Here is a 20,971-nt window from a genome sequence, read left to right as displayed (position 1 = left end):
CGCTCTCGCTGTCGTCACGATTTCCCTCATTATGGGCATGATGCTGCCCGACGGTTTTTCCTATGGCGCTCTTCTTGCGGCTGTCCTCATGTATGTGGCGGTCCGAAGCCAATCGCTGCTCCGCGCGGCGCACCAAACGAACCGAAAGCAGCTTGAACGATTGAAAGCGGCCTATTCCGAATTGCAGCAAACGTCCGTTCAGGCGATGGGCTACGCCGCGCTATCGGAGCGTGCGAGGTTGGCCCGCGACATTCATGACGGGCTCGGTCATCAGATGACCTCGCTTATCGTTCAACTTCAAGCGCTGAAGTGGATGATTCCCAAGGATCCGGTCGAGGCGGTGAACAGCGTAGACGAGATGCTGAAGGTCGCCAGGAAAGGGATGGATGAGGTAAGGTACGCAGTGAAGGAATGGTCGGACGATGAGAAGGGCTTGGGACCGGTCGCGCTGAAAGGCCTCATTTCTCAAACCGAAGCCCATTCCCGGTTGCGGATCCGCTACAACGAAATCGGGCCGATCGGCGATTGGCCGGTTGCATGCAGTACGATTCTGTACAGAATTTTGCAAGAAGCGTTAACGAACATCCTCAAGCACGCCGATGCGAACCGGGTCGACATCGTGGTGGAAGAAGCAAAGGAAAAGGTCAAGCTCCTCATTATGGACGACGGGCGCTTCAGCGGCGAAAAGCCTTTGGATGCCGGATTTGGCCTGAACGGCATGATCGACAGATGCCAATCGGCCGGGGGCAGCATCGCTTTCTCCCCGAATTCGCCAAGCGGGTTAAGGATCGAAGCGGTCATTCCGCTGGATGCATCGGTCGCGTCTTATAAAGAAACGCTCGTATAAGGAGACTGTTCATGCCGAACGAAAAAAAGATTCGAATCGTGCTTGCGGACGACCAGCCATTCATCCGAAAAGGGCTGCGTTACGTATTGGACATTCAACCGGATATGCAGGTCGTCGGCGAGGCTTCAACCGGCGAAGAAGCGATTGACGTTGCGTTACGAAACGTTCCGGATCTCGTCTTGATGGATATTCGCATGCCGGGCGGAACGGGCATTATGGCGACCAGATCCATCGTGGAAGCTTTGCCCGATACGAAAGTGGTCCTTTTAACGACATTCGATGTGGAACAGTACGTATTCGACGGGATTCGATCCGGAGCTTCCGGCTATTTGCTGAAGGATACGGATACCGAAGAGCTGCTGAGCGGCATCCGCGCCATGCACCGGGGGGCTACGCTGTTCAACAGCAGCACGGCCAAACGCGCTTTGGACCAAATATTGACATCGGGCATGGAGGTGCCCGATTCGACCGAGAAAGGTCGGCTGCTCGGCGCCTTGACGGAACGCGAAACGGAAGTGCTGCAGCTGCTTGCTTACGGTAAAAGAAATCATGAAATAAGCGCGATTCTATGCATTTCCGAAGGCACCACCAAAACGCACATCCACCATATCATGCAGAAGCTGGGGGCGCAGGACCGCACGCAGGCCGTAGTCACGGCCATTCGCATGAAGCTGGTAAAATAAGAATGAGATAAAACGCCGGGCCCGACGGATCGAGGGCTTGGCGTTTTTTTTGCGATTCCAGACAACCATGCGAAAAAATAACGAATCGTTTTTTGTGTTGACCATATACTGTTTATGTAATATACTGTGTTTACAAATTACAGTTTATATAATAAACAGTTAGGAGAGGGTTTCAATGACCGCTGCACCCCCTGCGTCGGCCAAACCGGCCGGCCGCAAAGAATGGATCGCCCTTTGCATCTTATGTTTGCCGCTGATGGTCGTATCGATGGACGTCTCCGTCCTGTTCTTCGCCGCTCCCGCCATCGCCGCGGATTTGCAGCCGACCGCCACCCAACAATTGTGGATATTCGACGTTTACGGATTCATCCTCGCCGGTCTGCTGCTGACGATGGGCGCCGTCGGCGATCGAATCGGACGCCGGCGCCTGTTGATGATCGGCTCGGTCGGCTTCGCTCTAAGCTCGTTGTTCGCGGCGTACGCCCACACGGCCGAAACCCTGATTGTAGCCCGCGGGATTTTGGGGATTGCGGGCTCGACCCTCATGCCGTCGACATTGGCTCTCGTACGTACGATGTTCCAAGACCCGGCGCAGCGGACCAAAGCGATGTCGGTCTGGAGCGCGGTCATGGCTAGCGGCGTCACCGTCGGTCCGATTATCGGCGGCCTGCTTCTGGACTCGTTCTCCTGGGGAGCCGTGTTCCTCATCAATATCCCGGCGATGGCGCTGCTGCTTCTCGTCGCACCGTTCCTGCTGCCGGAGTCCCGCAGCAGCGACGTACGGAGCCGGATCGACGTCATCGGCTCGATTCTCGTGCTTGCCGCCGTCCTTCCGGTTACTTACGGTGTCAAGACGCTCGCCGAGGACGGCTGGGCGACCGTTCCCGCCGTTCTGCTCGCAGCCGGGCTGCTGGCCGGAATCGTGTTCGTCAGACGCCAGCTGACCGTCCCCAATCCGTTGATTGACATCCGTGCGTTGATGGAGCGGCGGACCGGCGGTTCGATCCTCGTGAACCTGATCGCTACGTTCACGCTCATGGCGAGCGCATTGGTCAACACCCAGTTCCTTCAGTCGGTTCTAGGGTACTCCCCCTTCGTCGCGTCCCTTTGGAGCGTAGCGCCTTCGATCGTCGTCGGGGCGGCGGTGCCGCTCGCCGCCAAGCTGTCGCTCGCGCACGGGAGGCCGCGCGTCATGGCCGGCGGCTTCGCGTTGTCGGCGATCGGCTTCCTCGTACTGACCCAGGTTCGGCTGGAAAGCTTCTCGCCGCTTGTCGTCATGCTCGTCGGAGCCGGACTCGTCGCGGCGGGAATCGTCTCCGTCATGACTCTCGTCACCGATTACGTCGTGGGCGTCGCACCGGCCGATCGCGCAGGAGCCGTCGGAGGGCTCATCGAAACGTCCAGCGAGCTCGGAGGCGCCTTCGGCATCGCGCTTCTCGGCTGCGTCCTTGCGGCCGTCTACCGCCATGTCGTCTCTCCCCTTCTGCCTTCGGACCTCGCACCGGATGCGGCCCGCGCGGCCGGGGAAACCATTGCCGGGGCTTCGGCCGCCGCACGGCAGCTGCCCGCGGAAGCGGCCTCCCGGGTGATGGACGCGTCGCGGGAAGCCTTCATGACCGCCATGCACGTCACCTGCCTCGTCTCCGGCGTCATCCTGCTGCTGGCCGCCGCCGTCACGGTCGTTCTGCTGCGCGACAAGAAGACGGCCGTTAATGCCGCCGCATAAGAGCGGGACGGAACCAAAAAAGCTACTTCAAGGAAATCCGCCTTGATAGTAGCTTTTTTGGTTCGCGATGAACGCTTTACTTGTCCGTCCTGCCGGTTCTGCTCCGATTCAAATAATGCTCGATTCCGTCCAAAATCCGCTCCAATCCGAATTCCACATCGCTGCCGACCGTGTTCTCGCCGTCGTTCTCGCCGGTATAGGCGCCGGACATGACGATCGGATACAGGTCCGGATACTGCTCCGCCTTGATCAGAAACCGAAGCGCCGCGGAATAATTGAGCCCGCTGAACGCTTCCTCGCTGCTGCCGGCCTGGATGGCGCGGTCGATGTCTCTCTGGAGCATCCCGCAGGATCGGGCGTAGCTGCTGAGCAGAAGCACGACGGACATTTTCTCGTAATCGTTCAAAGGCATGTCCCGCAAAGGCCGAAGCGCCCAATCCACGATGCGCAGATTGTTGGGCGCGACCGGAATGCCGAAAATCGGGATGTCCGCATACCAAGGATGTTTGCGAAAAATATCGATCGTGCCCATCACATACTCGCGCATGCTCGCCCGCCATTCGTGCGGAGGCCGTTCCGGCGGCAATGGAATATCGCACGCCGCATCCTGCATGAGGATCAACAAGTCGTCCTTGCTCGGAATATAGCGGTAGAGCGACATCGCCGTAAAGCCGAGCTCCGACGCAATCCGGTTCATCGAGACGGCGGCGAGACCGTCTTTGTCCGCGATTTCGACCGCCTTCTTCACGATTTGATCGATGCTCATCTCCCGCTTGGGTCCGCGCTGCGGCGGCTTCACCAATCCCCAGCCGAGCGCCGCGCCGGCCGGAAGCATCTTCGCCGCTTCTTCCGGCGTTATATCGTGGTTACTCATCGAATCTCCCCCCCGGTTGTCCGAAAACGCCTCGCACTAAAGTGTTTATCACATAAACAGTATATCACAGTCGTGCGCCGTTCGGAAGGAAAACGGACGCGAAGCCTTCCTTTCCGGCCACCGTTTTTGGAAATGACAGAGCAGGGGGTTCTCCGCCTCTCGGCGAAGCATGCAAAAGGAGCGGGCCGAGGCCGCTCCTTCGTTCGTTTCCTTGCACTCGCCAGCTTGACTAAGCAAGGTTCGCCACATATTGTTCGAGCTGATCGAACGTTCCTCCGAAGCCCTCCCGCATCGATTCGAACATCCCTTCGAAGAAGCGTCTCTCTTCCTCCGTAGCGTTGATCGGTCCGCTGCATAAGGTCATAGTGGTAACCCCGTTATGCTCGCTAAAGGTTACCGCATTGCGTATTTGCAGCGGGATCAAGTCGCTGAACGGAGCCCGGACGATGTTGCCCGCCTCGTCCGAAAAGCTGTTGATCCAGACGATCTTTTCGAAAGCTTCGATTTCCTGATACACAAATTTACCCCACATTTGTTGGCCGTCGGGAGCTTTCATGTTGTAGTGGAAAAAACCGCCCGGACGGAAATCCAATTGTGCGACGCTAATTTCCATTCCTTTCGGCCCCCACCACCGCTTCAGATGCTCGACCTCGGACCATGCTTGGAACACAAGCTCGCGCGGCGCATGGAGTACGCGTGTTAGGATTAACTCCTTGCCTTCCGATTTCACCGTCATTTCCATCCCTCCATTGTCACCATGTAAAATCTGATTAAAATATACCCCATTCGGAATATTCCCGTCAAGGTATATTGTAGGCGCAATAAAGGGGTACCATTCCGTACCCCTTCGTCTCAACAAGAGAAGCTGCTCTTTATTGGCCTTTCAAATGATAAATCAGCTGCACGACGCCGGAGGAGAACGTTTTTGTACGAACCAATTTCAGATTCGTCCTTTGCCTGATATCTGTAAACAACGGTTTTCCCTCCCCCAATATAACGGGGTGAACCGATAACCTGAATTCGTCCACAAGCCCTAAATGGACAAACGTCGTAATCAGATTCGCTCCGCCGTACAGCCAGATGTCTTTACCCGGCTTCCTCTTTAATCGATCGACCTCTTCGCGAATGTTGTCATTGATGAAAACGGCTTTGCCGCCCGTCCCTTTCTGAGTTCTGGAAAACACATACTTTTCTTTGCTGTGCACCGACTCCCATATTTCTTTTTCGGTATCATCCTGTCCGACTTCCGGAGTAAATTGTCCCCATAAATCATAGCTTTTTCTTCCATATAAAATCGTATCGATTTGATTCAGGAAATCCGTAAACCCCATCTCGGCATCCATCACGCACCAATCCACTTCCCCGTTTTTCCCTTCGATAAAACCGTCCAAGGAAACGGCCAAATCCAAAATGATTTTTCGATTCATGCGTTGTTCCTCCTTTTATGGATCTGCCATTCATTATAGACTTTCAATATGCCACCTTATGTCATATTAAGAGAAGCGGCCCAAATAAACAAAAAGATCGCCCAACCCCAACAAAAATCGGGGACTGACGATCTTCTTTACCGAACAATCGATTTTCCGAAAATGGCGGTCGCTACTTGCCGAGCTCGTCGGCGGTCGGGCCGTACACGCCCGGGACCGGCTGGTCGAGCAGACGCAAGTACATGCCGAGCTGCGCGCGGTGATGAACCATGTGGCTCATGCCGATCGTTCGGAACGCAATCGCCTTCGGCTGAACGGACATGATCGTATCGCCCCGACGAAGCGTCCATTCCGAGGCCAACGCCGCTTCATCGATGGCGTCCAGCGTCCGCTCGAGCTCCCGGATGTTCGCGTCGAACTCATCCAGCAGCGCCTGTCGGCTCGTTAACGCCGTCCTTCGAGAAGGCGTGGTCGCCAGGTCGATACCCGGATCACGAAGAATGGCCAGCTGCCAATTCAATAGGTTGACGAGATGCGTCGCCAGTTCTCCGAGCGCGAACGACTTCGCGTGCGGCCTCCACCCGAGATGCTCGTCCGGCAAGCTTGCGAGCAGCCGGCGCGTCCCCGCCCACTCGTGCAGGACGTCCCCGATCAGCAAGGCTTTGTTCAACATGGGCTCGCGCCTCCTTTTAATATTCTCCTTTAATGACAAAAAACGAGCCGCGAATCGTCCCAGCCAATTTGGACTTCTGTCTGGCGAACTTAAACTTCTTCTCCTCCAGCTCCTTCGGTACCTCCATCCCCTCGGAAAGCTTAAAACCGACGGCCCGCTTCTTCGGATCATCCAAGGTATACAGGACGTTGACCGCAAGACCGTCTTCGTAAAAGACGAAGGCCCAATTAATATTTTCGACTTGGAAGCGCGACGTTTCCAAAGGCTTGCTCGAAAACTCGATATTCCGTTCTTCTTTCAAAATGCGGTTCACGTAATCGAGAGTCTCCTGGCTTTCGCTTGCCGGTACAACCGTAAATTCATGCTTGTATTTGGTCATGAAGTAGCGGGCTTCGTTGGCACGCAAGCCGGCAAGCGCCTCCGCGACGGGGGAAGACTCCAAGCCAGTCGTGGACACGTTTTTGAAATCGACTACATGGGCCATTTCCATCTCTCCTCTTGTTTGTTTATTTCCGAAACGACAGGAATTCCAGCTTTTAGCCACCGAATGCGGTTACGGTGCCGACACCTTCCCGAAACCCCTGCGCCATTTCCTGAAGGGAATATTGTTTAATCAGACACCATTTAGTGTCGTTTTGATTGTATGCCACCATTCGGTGTCGTGTCAACAACGTTTTCAACCGAATTGGATGAAGTCCCGGATTGGACCGGCTTCAGCAATCGAAGCGCCTCCGAAAACTTGCCGTTACAGGTGCGCGCCAACCTCGTACCGGTCAATGGCGACCTTCCGAAAGACGCACACTTGCTTCTTAAAAAAGGCAACGGCCGATATGATTGTCTATTCAGCCGAAACCCTATGAGGTGGCTTGTCGGCAGATGCCGCCGGAGAACCGGAACTATCCATCCATAGACGCTGTCGAAATCGTCTCGCATCCGTTGAATATGGCGAATTTTTGAAAACAGTTATTCAAGGCTGTCCGCAACTGCTTTGTTAGCCGTATGCCGTTCTCGTACCAGATGTTTTTCACGACGAGCGTCCCGGCTTTTCGTTCCGCGATGACCTCGGCTCGTCCGATGAGGCTTTCTCCGTATAATAGAGGCAGCACATAATAGCCGAATTTCCGTTTGATGGCGGGCGTGTAAATCTCCCAGGTGTAATCGAAGCCGAACAATTCGTTGATCAGCCTTCTGTCCCATATCAAATTGTCCAGCGGGGCAATCAGCTCGCAGCGATATTTCGGCTCCGGATTGTGCAGGACGGCTTCGATAAGCGGCAAGTCCTCCGTGCGGCAGTACAGCGTATCCTTCAATTGCTCTACGGCAATGGCAACAATACGAGCTTCGTCCAACAGCCGGCGGAAAACCTCGTTGCGCTGCTCCGCTTTCAATCCCCATATGTTCAGCCAGGCGTCGGATGCGCGATTCCATAAAAGACCGACGGCGCCGATCCGGCGCAGTACCCGCCACTTGTGATGCTCAAGCTCGCCCTTCAGCGGCTCCGACGCATTCAGCAGATTTGGCTGTATGTACTTCTCGGCGATATCGTAATATTTACGCGTTCCTTTTTTGTGATGGATAATCAATTCGCCTGTCGAGTACATCTGTTCCAGCACCGACCGGGACGTATTGTTTCCGCCGCTCCAGTGGATGGCCGATCGCCACGAGAAATGTCCATCCAATTTGAGATCATCCGAACATAGCGCACCGTGATTTTGGATGTGGACCCGTACTTGCTCTGCCAACACTTCCATTTCGGGATAACGCTTCGCATGTTGCCGGGCAGCCTGCCTGTACCGTTCAAAATACGGCCAGTCCTCGACAGGCATAATAGCCAAATTCTTGTCGGGATAATCGATCAGGAATCGATCTTTATACAGCAACTCGTCGAGCATGTTCTTGGTGAATCCTTTGATTCGCGACTGTAGTACCAATTCGGCGTTTTTTCCGCAAACATCGATGGGATCGAATTGAATACAGCCGACCTGCCGCACAAAATCCAACACTCCCTGCTTTCCGGTAAATTGGTATTCACCTAACAGCCCGTGCTTCAATAACAGAAATTGCCGTGCCTGGCGATTGGTCAATTCGATCATGTACGCATCGACTCCTTAACGAAACAAACGGGAGCCGCTTGCTCTTTTTCAACGGTTTCAACCACGCCTACTCCCCCTGTCCGTGGAAAACGCAAAAAACAAACACATGTTCCCACAAATTTTACCATTGTCTAGGGAATAAAAACAAGAGGTACTCTAATAGAGTTCTCCTCGCTCTACCGTGCTTGGATCAGCCAAGCCATTGATTCAGTCACCGTTCATCCTGCAAAAAACTTAAACCAGAGTAGAACCGCCATCTACGACAACGATCTGACCGGTGGAATATTTCTCGCGCATTAAGTAGAGAAACGCCTCCGCACCGTCCTCCGGATCGCCGACTCGCCCAACCGGCAATGATTTCCCGGTATTTTCATACATGGCGTTCCGGTGCTCCTCAGGCATACCGTCCCACATCTCGGTACGCATAAGGCCGAAGCAAACGGCGTTGACGCGAAGCGGGCTCAGCTCGACGGCCAACGCCCTGGTGAGCGACTCGACAGCGCCGCATATGCTGGCTGAGACAGTAAACCCCTTCTGCGGACGAACGCCGGCAACGCCGGATGTCAACGTGATCGACCCGCCCCGTCTGATGTTTCGGCTGCCGTATTTGGCGGCCATAAACGCTCCCCAGTATCGCACGTTAAACAATCGGCGCGCCGTATCGACGTCGGTGGCGTCCAGACTTTCAACCCTCAAGGGGTCGCCGGCCGTAAAGACCAAGTGATCGAATTCCCCGATTTCGCTGAAAAATTGACGAACTTGTTCCTCCTTTGTCAGATCAACCGCATACCCCTGAGTACCTTCGGGCAAACGCGAGGCGGCACGGTCGGCTCTTTCTTGTTGACTGGACACGACGACCAAGGACGCCCCTTCCCCTGCAGCGGCTTCGGCTGCCGCAAACCCGATTCCGGACGTTCCTCCGAGAACAACAACGCGTTTGCCCTTGAAACTATACCCACGCTCGATCCGTTCCGATTTCACCATAAATTCTCCTTCTTATTCGATAATTGGACTGACCTTGCAATATGCTTCTCTTCAGCCGCGAACAGCTGATCAAGGCGAATTTCGGTACAGCTTGTCTTATCCCCGCCTCTCCTTCACGACGGAAGATAAGTCGATTATAATGAGTCATACCACCGACAAACAGGTCTGAATTTATAGTATTGCCGCCAATACGGCTATAAATTGTATCACCATATGGAGAGGGAAATTCGTGATGAACGATGAAAGAAGACGTAAACAATTGGCTGACTTTCTCCGGTCACGCCGCTTGCGTTTATCTCCGAGAGAGGCGGGTTTGCAGGTTGAAACATCGCGCCGTCGCCTAACGGGCTTAAGACGGGAGGAAGTGGCAAGCTTATCGGGCATTTCCTTGCCGTGGTATACCGCGCTGGAGCAAGGCCGGGACATTCATGTGTCTGAGCAAGTCTTGGAAAGCTTGGTACGAACATTGCGGCTTAGCAGCGACGAACGCAACCATCTTCTCGTATTGGCCAATCCTTCCTCGCTTCCTCAGCCGAAAGCGGATGATTCCGTCCCCGCCTCCCTGCTGCGGATTCTGGACAGAATGGGAACCTACCCGGCGTACATGATCGACAGGCACTGGAACGTTCTCGCATGGAACCGAATATCGGGTACGTTGTGCGGAGACGTAAGCCGGGCCCCGGGGCTCGAAAGAAATATGCTTTGGCGCCTCTTCGAGGTAGAGGCCAACAAGTCTCGCATCGTGAACTGGGACAATGTCGCCTCTACGATGGTGGCTCATTTCAGAAATCGGTTTGCCTTGAACATGAACGATTCGCGGTACCAAGAGCTATTCGACAAGTTATATGACAGAAGCGAGGAGTTCAGGACGTTATGGGATCGACAAGAGGTTTCCGGTGTTTTGGAAGGCGAACAAATCATCCGTCTTCCCGAAGCCGGTCTGCTGACATTCCGTTACCATACGTTTACAATCTCTGAAAGCAGCGCTTTTGCCATGAGGGTGTTCACTCCACTTGAAAACTCGGGGACCGAGGAGCAGTTGGAAGCGTTGCTAAGGTAAGTTCATGATTTCCAAACAACATTTCTGACGCTCAAGCGCAGCAAGAAGTTTTTGAGTACATGGCGTTCTTTTACAATCGCAAAAAAATTCATGGTTCATTGGGGTACGTTTCGCCGGATCGATTTGAAGCGGTGTCTTACAAAAATTTCGGTTAAACTCCGTTATCCTGCGTCCACTTTCTTGACGGAGGCTCACAAAAGGAGACTTTGCCGGTATTCAGATGAAAAATGGAGCCACAGCCCGGAATCGCGGCAGTGGCTCGTGTTTAGGGGAAATAAAAATTTCAAAATTCTAGACTGCCGCCATCGGCCTGCATCCCGCTGCAGGCGGTAGACATGGAAGCTCGGGTAGCGCGGCGTCTCCCTTTCGGCGAATCGCTAGGCTTTGCGGACGTTCAGCAGCCGGTAAGCGGCCGCCGCCAGCAGCGCCCCGAGGAATGGAGCCGTGACGAAAACCCATAATTCGGACCATGCTTCTCCCCCGAGCAGGAACGCCGGCCCGAAGCTTCTCGCCGGATTGACCGAAGTCCCCGTCAAGCCGATGCCGAGAATATGTACAAACGCGAGCGTCAGGCCGATAACCAGCCCGGCAACTCTGCCGTTGCCGGACTCCGAGGTCACGCCGAGAATGGTGTAGACGAAAACGAACGTCAAAACAATCTCCACCACAACGGCCATCGGAGCCGTAATGCCGATGCCGTAGCCTTCGCCGAAGCCGTTCTGCCCGAGGCTTGTAATCGCCTTGCCCGTCGAGTCGATGATCGCGTACAGCAGCGCCGAGCCGGCGACGGCGCCGGCGACCTGAGCGACGACGTAGGCGATGAAATCTTTTACGGAAAGCTTCCGACTGACAAGCATGGCGAGCGATACGGCAGGATTGACGTGACAGCCGGAAATCGGGCCGATCGCGTAGGCGAGCGCCACGATCGACAGGCCGAAAGCCATGGCGATGCCCAAATACCCTAGCTCGCCCCCCGCCGTGGCTGCGCTTCCGCAGCCGAACAGAACGAGTACGAACGTGCCGATGAATTCGGCCACATACTTCTTAAATTGCAATACCATCCCTCCCAAGATCGGTTTGCTATCATTATATGCGGGAAATCTAGACCAAATCTGAACTTGAGTGCGAAAACGGCTGCAGGCTCTGTTGTGAGCCTACAGCCGTACTCCATGAATCTGGATTTATCCCGTAGGAAACTAATCGATCAGCTTCGTATCTTCGGGCAATCCTCTCATTCCGGCAAGCTCATTCGCCCATCAAGGAGCATTCGCCTGCGGCTGGTGCTGCGATGCGTTCTTCGTAGACGACCCGGACGCGAGACGTTGGCCGCGCCTGCGGTCGGAGATCAACGCGAAGGGAATCCCCGGCAGCAGGAGCCAGCCGGCTACATGGAACGTATGGCGGAAGGAGGCGACGAACGCATCCTGCTCCTCCGCATTCTTCGCATCCGTCGCATCGACGGGGGATGGCCGCTGCTCCAATCGTCCCGCCCGCTCCAACAGAACTTGCTTCGCTTCGTCCGACAGCACGGCGTTGCTCGCACTCCGCTGATTCTCCTTTCCTGCAATATCCGCACCGTAATGATTCAGCGCTCCATTCAACACGGACACCAGAATCGCCACCCCCAGAACGGAATCGATCGCTCTAGACATATTCGTGATGCCCGAAGCGATGCCGACTTTCTCCTCCGGAACGTTGCGGATGGAAGCACCCATCACGGGGGCTATGGAGAGGCCGATGCCGACGCCGGACAAGGCCAACCGCCAGATGACGCTCCACTCCGTGGAATTCACGGTGAGTGACCCGTCCAGATAGACCGAGAGGGCGAGGACCGCTACCCCCGCCGCGACGAACCAGCGGCTGCCGTACTTGTTGGACAATCCTCCGGCTATTGCGGAGATCACCATGGATGTAAGGGACATGGCGGAGATGGTGACACCCGCGTGCAGGACGCTATGGCCCAAAATTCCGGTCAGAAAGTACGACATCAGGTAGGAAGTCGCCGTCATGCCGGCGCCTAATACCATTAGGGCGAGAACGGCCCCGTTGAAGGGAACGATGCGCAACAGCCACAAAGGAAGCATAGGCTCCGCCGTCCGCCGCTCCACCGCTAAAAACAGGATGAGGCACACGAGGAATGCGGCAAAAGAGCCGATGAGCTTAACCGAATTCCAGCCCCAGTCGCTTACGTTAATCAGCCCAAAAGTCAGAAAGAACAACGAAGCGGATAAAGTCAGCATGCCGAGCCAATCGAGCCTCCGTCCCGCGGAAGCGTCCATGGATTCCCGAACGAGCGGGATGGTGAGGCCAATCGCCGCGATGCCGATGGGCACGTTCACGAAGAAGATGGCTTCCCAGCCGATGGAATCGGTCAATATGCCGCCCAAGGTCGGACCGCTTGCAGCCGCCAGGCTGGAGATGGCGCCCCAGATGCCGAGAACCATGCCGTGTTTTTCCTTAGGGAACAGGTTAGCCGCCAAGGGAATGGTTACCGGAACGACAATGGCGGCCGATAAGCCCTGCAAAACTCGGAAGAACACCATGGCTTCCACGGAGGAAGAAAGTCCGCACAAAATGGAAGTGGCGATGAACAGCGCGGTACCGATGAGGAACAGGCGCTTGCGTCCGAACTGATCCGCGATCCGGGAAGCGGTGACCAAGAAAACGGCGAAGACCAGATTATAGCCATTAACGATCCAGGACATATTGTCCATGGTCGTGTGGAAGTGCCGGGTCATCTCCGGAAGGGTAACATGAACGATGGTAGTATCCAAGAGTGCCATGAAGTAACCCAAGATGACGGCGACGAAGGCGATCCAGCGGCGAAAGCCGGTAAGCTGCGACATCGATTATCCTCTCCTTTTACAATGTGAACTAAAGTTCACCTTTTGAATGCATTATATGAACCAAAGTTCACTTTTGTCAACGCTAAATATGAACTCTGTTTCACCTTGTTCGTTGACTTGGATGAGGGGGAAGCATACAATGAGGCGTAGGTGATGAATATGGCAGAGCGGGATCAGGACAAGACCCGTGTCCCCCGGCAACGGCGAAGCGTGGAGACCAAGCAAAAAATCGTGGCAGCGGCCTTGAAGCTGTTCTCGGAGAAAGGCTTCCACGCCACGAATACGAAGGCGATTGCGAAGGAAGCGCAGGTGGCCGTCGGCAGCGTCTATTCTTACTACACGGATAAAATGGAGATTTTCAAGGACGCGCTGGCTCTCTTCCATGAACATTTCTCCGAGATTCTTCGAAGTCACGGCGCTCTTCGGTTGAACGCCAGCCAGAACAAGCGGGAGCTTATCCGAGACGTGATCGAGACCGTGATCAAAGCCCACGAGGTGGATCCCGGGTTTCATCGGGAAATGAACATCATGGCATTGTCCTATCCCGAGGTGAAGGACATGGCTGAGAAGGAACTGCGGTTCTTCTTCAAAATGACGGCACGACTGCTTCGCTCCTGGCAGCCCGAGATCCGGATCCGGGACCCGGAAGCGGCGGCAACGGTCATTATCCTGGCGGCGAATAGCATTGTCGAAGCCGTCGCCTTCGGCGGCACCGGCATCGGCCGCGAGCGCTTGGTGGAAGCAACGGTCGATATGCTGCACCATTATTTGTGGCCGCAGGAAGCTTCGCAAGCTATCGATGTCTCACCCGAGACGGAATAATGCACCCTCAACTCCACTCCCATTCCTCCAACAAAAATCAGCCCCGCACGGCACGGCAAAAAGCCGGGCCCTTCCCCTAAGGAAAGAGCCCGGCCCGGAAATCGACGCCGCTATACGATACGTTTGCGCAGCGCGCCGGATATATAGTCGATGATCGAAACGGTCACGATAATGCCGATCAGGATGATGCCGACCCGCGGCCAGCTGAAGCCGTTGATCGCGAAAATGAGCGGCGTCCCGATGCCGCCCGCGCCGATAATGCCGAGCAGCGTCGCGGAGCGGACGTTGATCTCGAACCGGAACAAGGCGTAGGACAGAAAGTCCGGCAGCACCTGCGGGATGACCGCGAACGAGAGCGTCTGCCACCGGTTGGCGCCGCAGGCCGTCAGCGCCTCGGTCGGCCCCATGTCCATATTCTCGATCGCCTCGGCGTACAGCTTGCCGAGCATGCCGACGGAGTGGACGCCGAGCGCCAGCACCCCGGCGTAGGCGCCGGGTCCGACCGCCTTGATGAAGATGATCGCCATGATCACCTCCGGGACGGTCCGGATGATGCTGAGCACGATTTTGCCGCTGCCGGACACCCAGCGCGACCGGCTCATGTTGGCCGCCGCCCAGAACGCGATCGGGATGCAGATGATCATCGAGACGATGTTGCCCAAGTAGGAGATGGACAGCGTCAGCAGCAGGTTGCGGATCAGGTCCTCGCCTTCCGGCAGCCAGACGTAGTTCCAGTCGGGATGAAGAATCCCGTTCAGCATCGCCTTGGACATCACCTTCGCCGTCTCCTGAATGCCGGTAAATTCGAGCCCGACGAGCGACCAGGCGATGAGAATGACGCCTGCCGCCACGCCCACGATCCAGCCCCAACGGCCGGCCGCCGGCGACATCGGCTTCATCGTCCCTTTCAGGAGCAGCGTCCGCAGCCGGGTGCTGACCGTATCGATGACGATGACGACGACAAGCGTCATCAGGATGAGGACGAACGCCTGGTCGTAGCGGAACAGGTCGAGCACGTTTTTGAGCAGCAGCCCGATGCCACCCGCTCCGACGAGACCGAGAATGGCGGAAGCGCGGATGCTCACCTCGAACGTATAGAGCAGATGCGCGAGAAACGTCGGCCCGACCTGGGGAAGAACCCCGAAGCGGATCCACTGCAGCTTGTTGGCGCCGGCCGCCGTCATCGCCTCCAACGGCCCGGGATCGATCGCCTCGACCGACTCATAGGCAAGCTTCGAGATGATGCCGTAGGTGAAGAAAAACAACGCGAGCGTTCCCGACGTCGGACCGAAGCCGACGATGACCGCGAACAGCGCCGCGTACAGCAGGTCGGGAATCGTCCGCAGCAAGTTCATGATCAGCCGCGCCGGATAGTACAGCCACGGCGACCGCGTCACGTTGCGGGCGGCGAACAGGGCGGTCGGGAAGGCGAGCAGGGCGCCCAGCGACGTGCCGAGAATGGCCATCTGGAGCGTCTCCCGCATCGGCTTCCACACCTTCGGCGTGAACGACCAGTCGGGCGGAAACATTTCCTTGATGAACGCCCAAATTTGCGGCGTTCCGGTAACCAGCTTCGTCAGCGTCGCTTCCGTCTGGTACACGCTGCCGATGAACAGCGCGATCAGGATGACGATCCAGCTGTACAGCTTCATGCGCGAAGGACGCGCAACCGTAGTAGCGGGCGATTTCAATGGCCTCCGCCTCCCAACAGCTCGTCCCTCTTGATCGCGCGGCCGTAAATTTCGGAAAACTTCTCGTCCGTCGCTTCCGCTACCGGTCCGTCGAACACGACTTGCCCGGCCCGCAGACCGATGATGCGCGTGGCGTATTCCCGGGCCAGATCGATAAAGTGCAGGTTGACGATCGTCGTAATGCCGAGCTCCTGGTTGATCCGCTTCAGGTCGTCCATCACTTGCCGCGTCGTGAGCGGGTCAAGCGAGGCGACCGGCTCGTCCGCCAATATGATCTTCGCTTCCTGGGCGAGCGCCCGCGCGATCGAGACGCGCTGCTGCTGTCCGCCGGACAGCTGGTCGGCGCGGACGTACGCTTTCTCCGCGATATTCACCCGCTCGAGCGCCTTCATCGCGAGCTCGACGTCACGTTTCGGGAACAGAGCGAACATCGTCCGCAGCGTCCCGTGGTAGCCGACCCGGCCCGACAGCACGTTGCGCAGGACGGTCGACCGCTTGACGAGATTGAAGCTTTGGAAAATCATGCCGATGCCGCGGCGCATTTTCCGCAGGCTCTCGCCCTTCGCCGACGTGATCGACTGGCCGTCGATGACGATTTCGCCGCTTGTAATGTCGTGCAGCCGGTTGATCGAGCGAAGCATCGTCGATTTGCCGGCGCCGGACAAGCCGACGATGACGACGAACTCTCCCTTGCCGATCGTCAAGTTGATATCGTTTAACCCGATCGTTCCGTTGGGGTATACCTTTTTTACGTGCCTGAATTCGATCATATCGTTCAATCCCTTTATCGGTAATTTGGCGAGCGATAGACATCATTCGACATTACGCGAACAAATCCTTTTTCCCGAAACAAATTTACAATTTCTACACCGTCCTTATAGTATTGTTTGGAAACTTGCCGTTCATTCCCCCTGCCCGATCCGTTCCGTTTATGATACGATGAAGGTTGACCGAAGGCGCCATACCACGTACGGGGGAACTGCATTGAAAACATTGATTATCGCCGAAAAGCCGGACATGGGCCGCAACATCGCCGCCGCCATCGAACCGAAGGCCGTCAACAAGCGGACGCACCTCGAAGGGGAGCGCTACGTCATCACGTGGGCGATCGGCCATTTGATCGGACTCGCGGAGCCCGACCTTTACGACGACAAATACAAAAAGTGGAACTTCAACGATTTGCCGATCATCCCCGATTCGTTCAAGCTGCTGCCGAATCCGCGGACGAAGGACCAGCTGAAGGTGATCCAGACGCTCGCCAAGCAATGCGGCGACATCGTCAACGCCTGCGACGCCGGGCGCGAGGGCCAGCTCATCTTCGCGTACATCCAGCAGCATTTGCGGTTGACCCACCCGGTGAAGCGGCTGTGGATCTCCGACTTGACGCCGGAGACGATCCGCCGCGGCTTCGCCGAGCTGAAGGACGCGAGCGAGTACGAGCCGCTGACGCGGGCCGCCCGCGCCCGGAGCGAAGCCGACTGGCTGATCGGGATGAACGGATCGCGCGCGTTCACGACGAAGCATAACGAGCTGTTGTCCGTCGGGCGCGTGCAGACACCCGTGCTGGCGCTGCTGTACGACCGGCAAAAGCAGATCGAGGCGTTCACGTCCGCGAAGTTTTACGAGGTCGAAGCTTATTTCGACCAGCGGGAGACGTCTTACCGCGGCTTATGGCAAGGCGAGCGGCTGACGGATGCCGCCAAGGCCGAGGCGCTCGCGGCGAAGGTGAAGGACAAGCCGGGGACGATCGCCAGCTACGAGGCGAAGGATACGAAGGAGTATCCGTTCCGGCTGTACGACTTGACGCTGCTCCAGCGGGAGGCCAACGCCAAATTCGGCTTCTCCGCGAAGAAAACGCTCGACATCGCGCAAGCGCTGTACGAGAAGCATAAAGTGATCTCGTATCCGCGGACGAACTCGAACTACGTCAACGAACAGAACATCCCGGAAATGTACCGGGCGCTCGATTCGCTTCGCGGCACGCCTTACGAGGCGCTGGCCGGCGGCGCCGACAAGCGGCTCGTGCACAAAAACAACAAAGCCGTCTGCAAACCGGCCAAGGTCGAAGACCACCACGCGATTTTGCCGACGGGCAAGCGCGCGAATGGCCTGTCGCCCGAGGAGCAGAAGCTGTACGACCTGGTCATCCGGCGCTTCCTGTCGCATTTCTACCCGCCCGCCGAGTACAAGGTGCATACGATTTTGACCGAGGTGGAGAAGGAGACGTTCAAGACGACCGTCAAGCAGCTGCTGAGCCTGGGTTGGAAAGTCATTTACGAGGACGACAAGTCCGTGAAGGACGGAGGCGGCAAAAAGTCCGGCAAATCCGGTGGCAAGCCGGAAGGCAAGGACGGGAAGGACGGCGACGGCGAGGGGACGGAGCCCGAGGAGGAGCTGATCGATACGCCGTTCGCGCTGCGGCCGGACGAGCCGGTGCACTGCCGCGACTCGGCGGCGAAGGAGAAGGAGACGCAGCCGCCGAAGCCGTATACCGAGGGCACGCTGCTGAAGGCGATGGAGAGCGCGGGCAAGCAGCTCGAGGACGAGGAGCTGCGCGACGCGATGAAGGATTCCGGCCTTGGCACGCCGGCGACTCGCGCTTCCGTCATCGAGCGGCTGAAAAACGTCGGCTACGTCACGATGCAGGGCAAGCGGATCGCCATCACGCAAAAAGGCCGCGCCGCGGTCGAGCTGATCCGCAGCGCGGGCGTCGAGCTGCTGACGTCGCCGGAAATGACCGGCCATTGGGAGCGCCGGCTGAACGAAATATCGCGCGGGCAGGCGTCCGACGCCGTCTTCATCGAGAACGTCAAGAAGTTCACCCGCACGATCATCGATAAAGTACGCGTTCAGCCGCGCGCGGCGAAGAACGCCTTCGAGGGCGCCGCCGAAGCGGCGGGAGCGGGCAAAGCCCGTGGCGGCGGCGGCGGCAAGGGCAAGGCCGCTCGGAGCGCCCCGCGCGACGCGGCGGAGAAGCCCGCGCGCGCAACCCGCTCCGCGGGCGGTGCGGCCGCGTCCGCGACCGCTACGGCGTCCGCCGCCGCGAAAGCCGGCGGCGAGCGCGAATATATCGCGGCTTGCCCGCGCGAAGGGTGCGGCGGCCATATTTTCATGGGCAATAAAGGCTATGGCTGCAGCAATTACAAAACCGGCTGCAAATTCGTCATCTGGAAGCAAAGCCTCGGCAAGACGCTCACCCCGGCCATGATCCGCAGCCTCGTCGAGAAAGGGCGCACCGGCAAGCTGAAGCTGATCGACCGGTCGGGCGCGCCGATCGAAGGCCGGATCGTGCTGAAGGACCCGAACGTCGGCCAAGTGGAGCTGGAGCCGGCGACATGACGGGACGGGCGGACGGCGGGATGCGGCATGCGAATCGTTGGCGTCCGGCTTGACGGCCGAAGACGTCCTTCGCAACGGACAAAGGTCGGCAGCGTCCGCATCCGAGCGCTTCCTTGTCGAATCTCATACCCTTGCACGTCAAAAAGCGGAACCCGTGAAGGTTCCGCTTTTTGACGTGCAGGTGCCGGAGCGGCCGCACCCGATACGGGCGCGGCCGACCGGTCGCCGTTACACGCGGAAGCGAGAGACGGCGCCGTTCAGCTCCTCCGCCAGCCGGGACAGAGACTGCGACGTGGCCGCCGTTTCTTGTGCCGCCGCCGCCGCTTCCTCGCTGGCCGCCGAGATCGACTCCACCGAGCGCATGACGTCCGACGACTGCGCGGCCTGCTGCTCGCTCGCCGCGGCGATTTCGGACGCCTTCTGCGCCGTTTCGTCGACCATGCCGACGATGCTTTCGAACGCGTCTCCCGTCCGCTTCGACTTTTGGACGCCTTCCTGGACGGCGCCGACGCATTCCTTCGTATTGTGCTGCATGCCTTTGATAATGTCGGAAATTTGCTTCGTCGCTTCCCCGCTTCGCTCCGCCAGCTTCCGTACCTCGTCGGCGACGACGGCGAAGCCCCGGCCTTGGTCGCCGGCTCGGGCCGCCTCGATGGCGGCATTCAGCGCGAGCAAGTTCGTCTGCTCGGCGATTTCGTCGATCACTTCGATAATGTCCCCGATTTTCGCCGAATCCTGCTCCAGCAGACTGACCTTCTCCTGCACTTCGTTCATTCCCTGAATCGCGTCCGTTACCGCGTGACCGCCGTTTTTGGCCGTGGCGACGGTGCGCAGCGCGAGCTCCGACGCTTGCTCGGAGCTTTTGGCCACGGAGTCGATGGCCGAGGACAGCTCCTTGAACAGCTCGGTAATCATTTGCGACGACTCGGCTTGGTTCGTGCTGCTCCCCGCGATTTCCTCGGTGCTCGCCGATATTTGTTCGGAGGCCGAGGACACGCTCTGCGCCGACGCGACGATGCCCCCGACCAGCGTCCGCAGGCGGACGATCATATCGTTGATCGAGCGTGCCAGCACGCCGATCTCGTCCTTCCGGTCGATGTCGACCGTCTCGCGCAAATCGCCGTCCGCCACCTTCGCGACAAGCTCCGTCACTTGACCGAGCGGTCTTGCGATCGCCCGCGAGATGAACAGCCCCAATACGACGCTCACCACGACCGCCACGACGACGATCGCGGTCGTAATCGCGAACGAACGATCGTACAAGCTCCCTCCGTCTTTCCAAGCCTGCTCCGCCAGCTTGACGTTCAGCGCTACGATTTCTTGTATCGTCGCTTTCAGATTGTCCCCAGCGCCTGCAAGCTGCTCCTGCAAATAAACGACGTACTTGTCCCGACCGTCGGCTTGCGCGATCTCGAGACCTTGTTCGGTCAGCTTGTCGTAAATGTCCCATTCCTTGTCGAAATCGTTCAACAACCGAAGGTCTTCGCTCGTCAAGGGCGTGCTTCGGTATTCGGCTATCGTCGCCTTAATGTTCCCTTTTAATTTTCGGATGCCGTCGATTTCCTTCCGAACCGAACGTCTTCCGTTCGTTCGGTCAAGGCGATTTTCCGAAGACTGACGCGAATTTCGGTGTAATCGATTTGCGTTTGGGAAAGCAGACGGACCGAGGTCAAGTTGTTGCCGTACAGCTGGTCCATGCTCGAATCGAGCCTACTCATGTTGGCGATGCCGAAAACGCCGACGACCGCAAGCAAAACCGCCAGCGATACGAATGCGGCCAGCAGCTTGACCGACGTTTTCCAGTCGTGAAACCATTTCATCTCTTGTGCCTCCCGATCCGTGTATGTATCCGCCATATCATGCCATTAACCGATTGGACAAATCGGCATTTGGAACTACTTTCAGT

General features: G+C 57.4%; 19 protein-coding genes and 1 pseudogene. 6 read left to right on the top strand and 14 right to left on the bottom strand.

Going from position 1 to position 20,971, the window contains the following annotated elements; all coding sequences use genetic code 11:
• Positions 1-31 precede the first annotated feature (31 nt).
• The 3 genes from DLM86_RS18920 to DLM86_RS18910 all read left to right on the top strand — a co-directional run bounded on the left by DLM86_RS18920 (position 32) and on the right by DLM86_RS18910 (position 3,256).
• A complete protein-coding gene (locus DLM86_RS18920) occupies positions 32-847 on the top strand; it encodes a sensor histidine kinase (RefSeq protein ID WP_158289555.1) in 816 nt (271 codons plus the stop codon).
• A gap of 11 nt (positions 848-858) precedes the next feature.
• Positions 859-1,530 carry a response regulator gene (locus DLM86_RS18915; RefSeq protein ID WP_110841616.1) on the top strand — a complete coding sequence of 224 codons (672 nt, stop codon included), beginning with the start codon at positions 859-861 and terminating at the stop codon, positions 1,528-1,530.
• Between the two features lie 175 nt (positions 1,531-1,705).
• On the top strand, positions 1,706-3,256 hold the full coding sequence (locus tag DLM86_RS18910) for an MFS transporter (RefSeq protein ID WP_110841615.1): 1,551 nt from the start codon (positions 1,706-1,708) through the stop codon (positions 3,254-3,256).
• 76 nt (positions 3,257-3,332) lie between these two features.
• Here the strand turns inward: DLM86_RS18910 and DLM86_RS18905 are convergent, their stop codons facing one another.
• From DLM86_RS18905 to DLM86_RS18875, 7 genes are all read right to left on the bottom strand, one after another.
• The gene (locus DLM86_RS18905) at positions 3,333-4,130 is read right to left on the bottom strand and encodes a TetR/AcrR family transcriptional regulator (protein WP_110841614.1); all 798 of its coding nucleotides are present in this window, start codon (positions 4,128-4,130) and stop codon (positions 3,333-3,335) included.
• Between the two features lie 229 nt (positions 4,131-4,359).
• The gene (locus DLM86_RS18900) at positions 4,360-4,989 is read right to left on the bottom strand and encodes an SRPBCC family protein (protein WP_342773096.1); all 630 of its coding nucleotides are present in this window, start codon (positions 4,987-4,989) and stop codon (positions 4,360-4,362) included.
• 13 nt (positions 4,990-5,002) lie between these two features.
• Positions 5,003-5,557 (bottom strand): dihydrofolate reductase family protein, encoded by a 555-nt coding sequence (locus DLM86_RS18895; RefSeq protein ID WP_110841612.1) that lies wholly within the window; start codon positions 5,555-5,557, stop codon positions 5,003-5,005.
• 172 nt (positions 5,558-5,729) lie between these two features.
• Positions 5,730-6,227, bottom strand: coding sequence for a DinB family protein (locus tag DLM86_RS18890; RefSeq protein ID WP_110841733.1), 498 nt, complete (start codon positions 6,225-6,227; stop codon positions 5,730-5,732).
• Positions 6,228-6,246: 19 nt separating this feature from the next.
• A complete protein-coding gene (locus DLM86_RS18885) occupies positions 6,247-6,714 on the bottom strand; it encodes a phage tail protein (protein ID WP_110841611.1) in 468 nt (155 codons plus the stop codon).
• 412 nt (positions 6,715-7,126) lie between these two features.
• Positions 7,127-8,323, bottom strand: coding sequence for a winged helix-turn-helix domain-containing protein (locus DLM86_RS18880; protein WP_110841610.1), 1,197 nt, complete (start codon positions 8,321-8,323; stop codon positions 7,127-7,129).
• A 234-nt stretch (positions 8,324-8,557) separates the two neighbouring features.
• The gene (locus DLM86_RS18875; protein WP_110841609.1) at positions 8,558-9,307 is read right to left on the bottom strand and encodes an SDR family oxidoreductase; all 750 of its coding nucleotides are present in this window, start codon (positions 9,305-9,307) and stop codon (positions 8,558-8,560) included.
• A gap of 232 nt (positions 9,308-9,539) precedes the next feature.
• Between DLM86_RS18875 and DLM86_RS18870 the strand changes: the two genes are divergently transcribed.
• On the top strand, positions 9,540-10,367 hold the full coding sequence (locus DLM86_RS18870; RefSeq protein WP_110841608.1) for a helix-turn-helix transcriptional regulator: 828 nt from the start codon (positions 9,540-9,542) through the stop codon (positions 10,365-10,367).
• A gap of 377 nt (positions 10,368-10,744) precedes the next feature.
• Here DLM86_RS18870 and DLM86_RS18865 read toward each other — a convergent pair whose 3' ends face one another.
• On the bottom strand, positions 10,745-11,428 hold the full coding sequence (locus DLM86_RS18865) for an MIP/aquaporin family protein (protein ID WP_110841607.1): 684 nt from the start codon (positions 11,426-11,428) through the stop codon (positions 10,745-10,747).
• 195 nt (positions 11,429-11,623) lie between these two features.
• Complete coding sequence (locus DLM86_RS18860; RefSeq protein WP_110841606.1) at positions 11,624-13,213, bottom strand: MFS transporter; 1,590 nt, start codon at positions 13,211-13,213, stop codon at positions 11,624-11,626.
• 153 nt (positions 13,214-13,366) lie between these two features.
• Between DLM86_RS18860 and DLM86_RS18855 the strand changes: the two genes are divergently transcribed.
• A complete protein-coding gene (locus tag DLM86_RS18855) occupies positions 13,367-14,035 on the top strand; it encodes a TetR/AcrR family transcriptional regulator (RefSeq protein ID WP_110841605.1) in 669 nt (222 codons plus the stop codon).
• A gap of 110 nt (positions 14,036-14,145) precedes the next feature.
• On the opposite strand, the gene phnE (DLM86_RS18850) is transcribed toward DLM86_RS18855, so the two are convergent.
• The 3 genes and pseudogenes from phnE (DLM86_RS18850) to phnC all read right to left on the bottom strand — a co-directional run bounded on the left by phnE (DLM86_RS18850) (position 14,146) and on the right by phnC (position 16,496).
• Entirely contained in the window at positions 14,146-14,925 is a 780-nt protein-coding gene (phnE, locus tag DLM86_RS18850) for a phosphonate ABC transporter, permease protein PhnE (protein WP_245954729.1), read from the bottom strand.
• Positions 14,926-14,955: 30 nt separating this feature from the next.
• Positions 14,956-15,687, bottom strand: a pseudogene (gene phnE / locus DLM86_RS18845) (phosphonate ABC transporter, permease protein PhnE); the annotation flags it as partial.
• A 35-nt stretch (positions 15,688-15,722) separates the two neighbouring features.
• On the bottom strand, positions 15,723-16,496 hold the full coding sequence (gene phnC / locus DLM86_RS18840; RefSeq protein WP_110841604.1) for a phosphonate ABC transporter ATP-binding protein: 774 nt from the start codon (positions 16,494-16,496) through the stop codon (positions 15,723-15,725).
• Positions 16,497-16,710: 214 nt separating this feature from the next.
• Here phnC and DLM86_RS18835 point away from each other — a divergent pair, with 214 nt between their 5' ends.
• Positions 16,711-19,065: a type IA DNA topoisomerase gene (locus DLM86_RS18835; RefSeq protein ID WP_110841603.1), complete on the top strand. Its 2,355-nt coding sequence runs from the start codon at positions 16,711-16,713 to the stop codon at positions 19,063-19,065.
• 228 nt (positions 19,066-19,293) lie between these two features.
• On the opposite strand, the gene DLM86_RS33020 is transcribed toward DLM86_RS18835, so the two are convergent.
• Positions 19,294-20,583, bottom strand: coding sequence for a methyl-accepting chemotaxis protein (locus DLM86_RS33020; RefSeq protein WP_281272171.1), 1,290 nt, complete (start codon positions 20,581-20,583; stop codon positions 19,294-19,296).
• Positions 20,584-20,603: 20 nt separating this feature from the next.
• Positions 20,604-20,885, bottom strand: a complete 282-nt coding sequence (locus tag DLM86_RS33015; RefSeq protein ID WP_281272165.1) for an MCP four helix bundle domain-containing protein — start codon at positions 20,883-20,885, stop codon at positions 20,604-20,606.
• Between the last annotated feature and the right edge of the window lie 86 nt (positions 20,886-20,971).

This window comes from Paenibacillus flagellatus, assembly GCF_003217775.1.
Classification (GTDB): Bacteria; Bacillota; Bacilli; order Paenibacillales; family NBRC-103111; genus Paenibacillus_AB; species Paenibacillus_AB flagellatus.
Note: the sequence above shows the minus strand (reverse complement) of the source record. Positions and strands in the feature narration are given on the sequence as shown.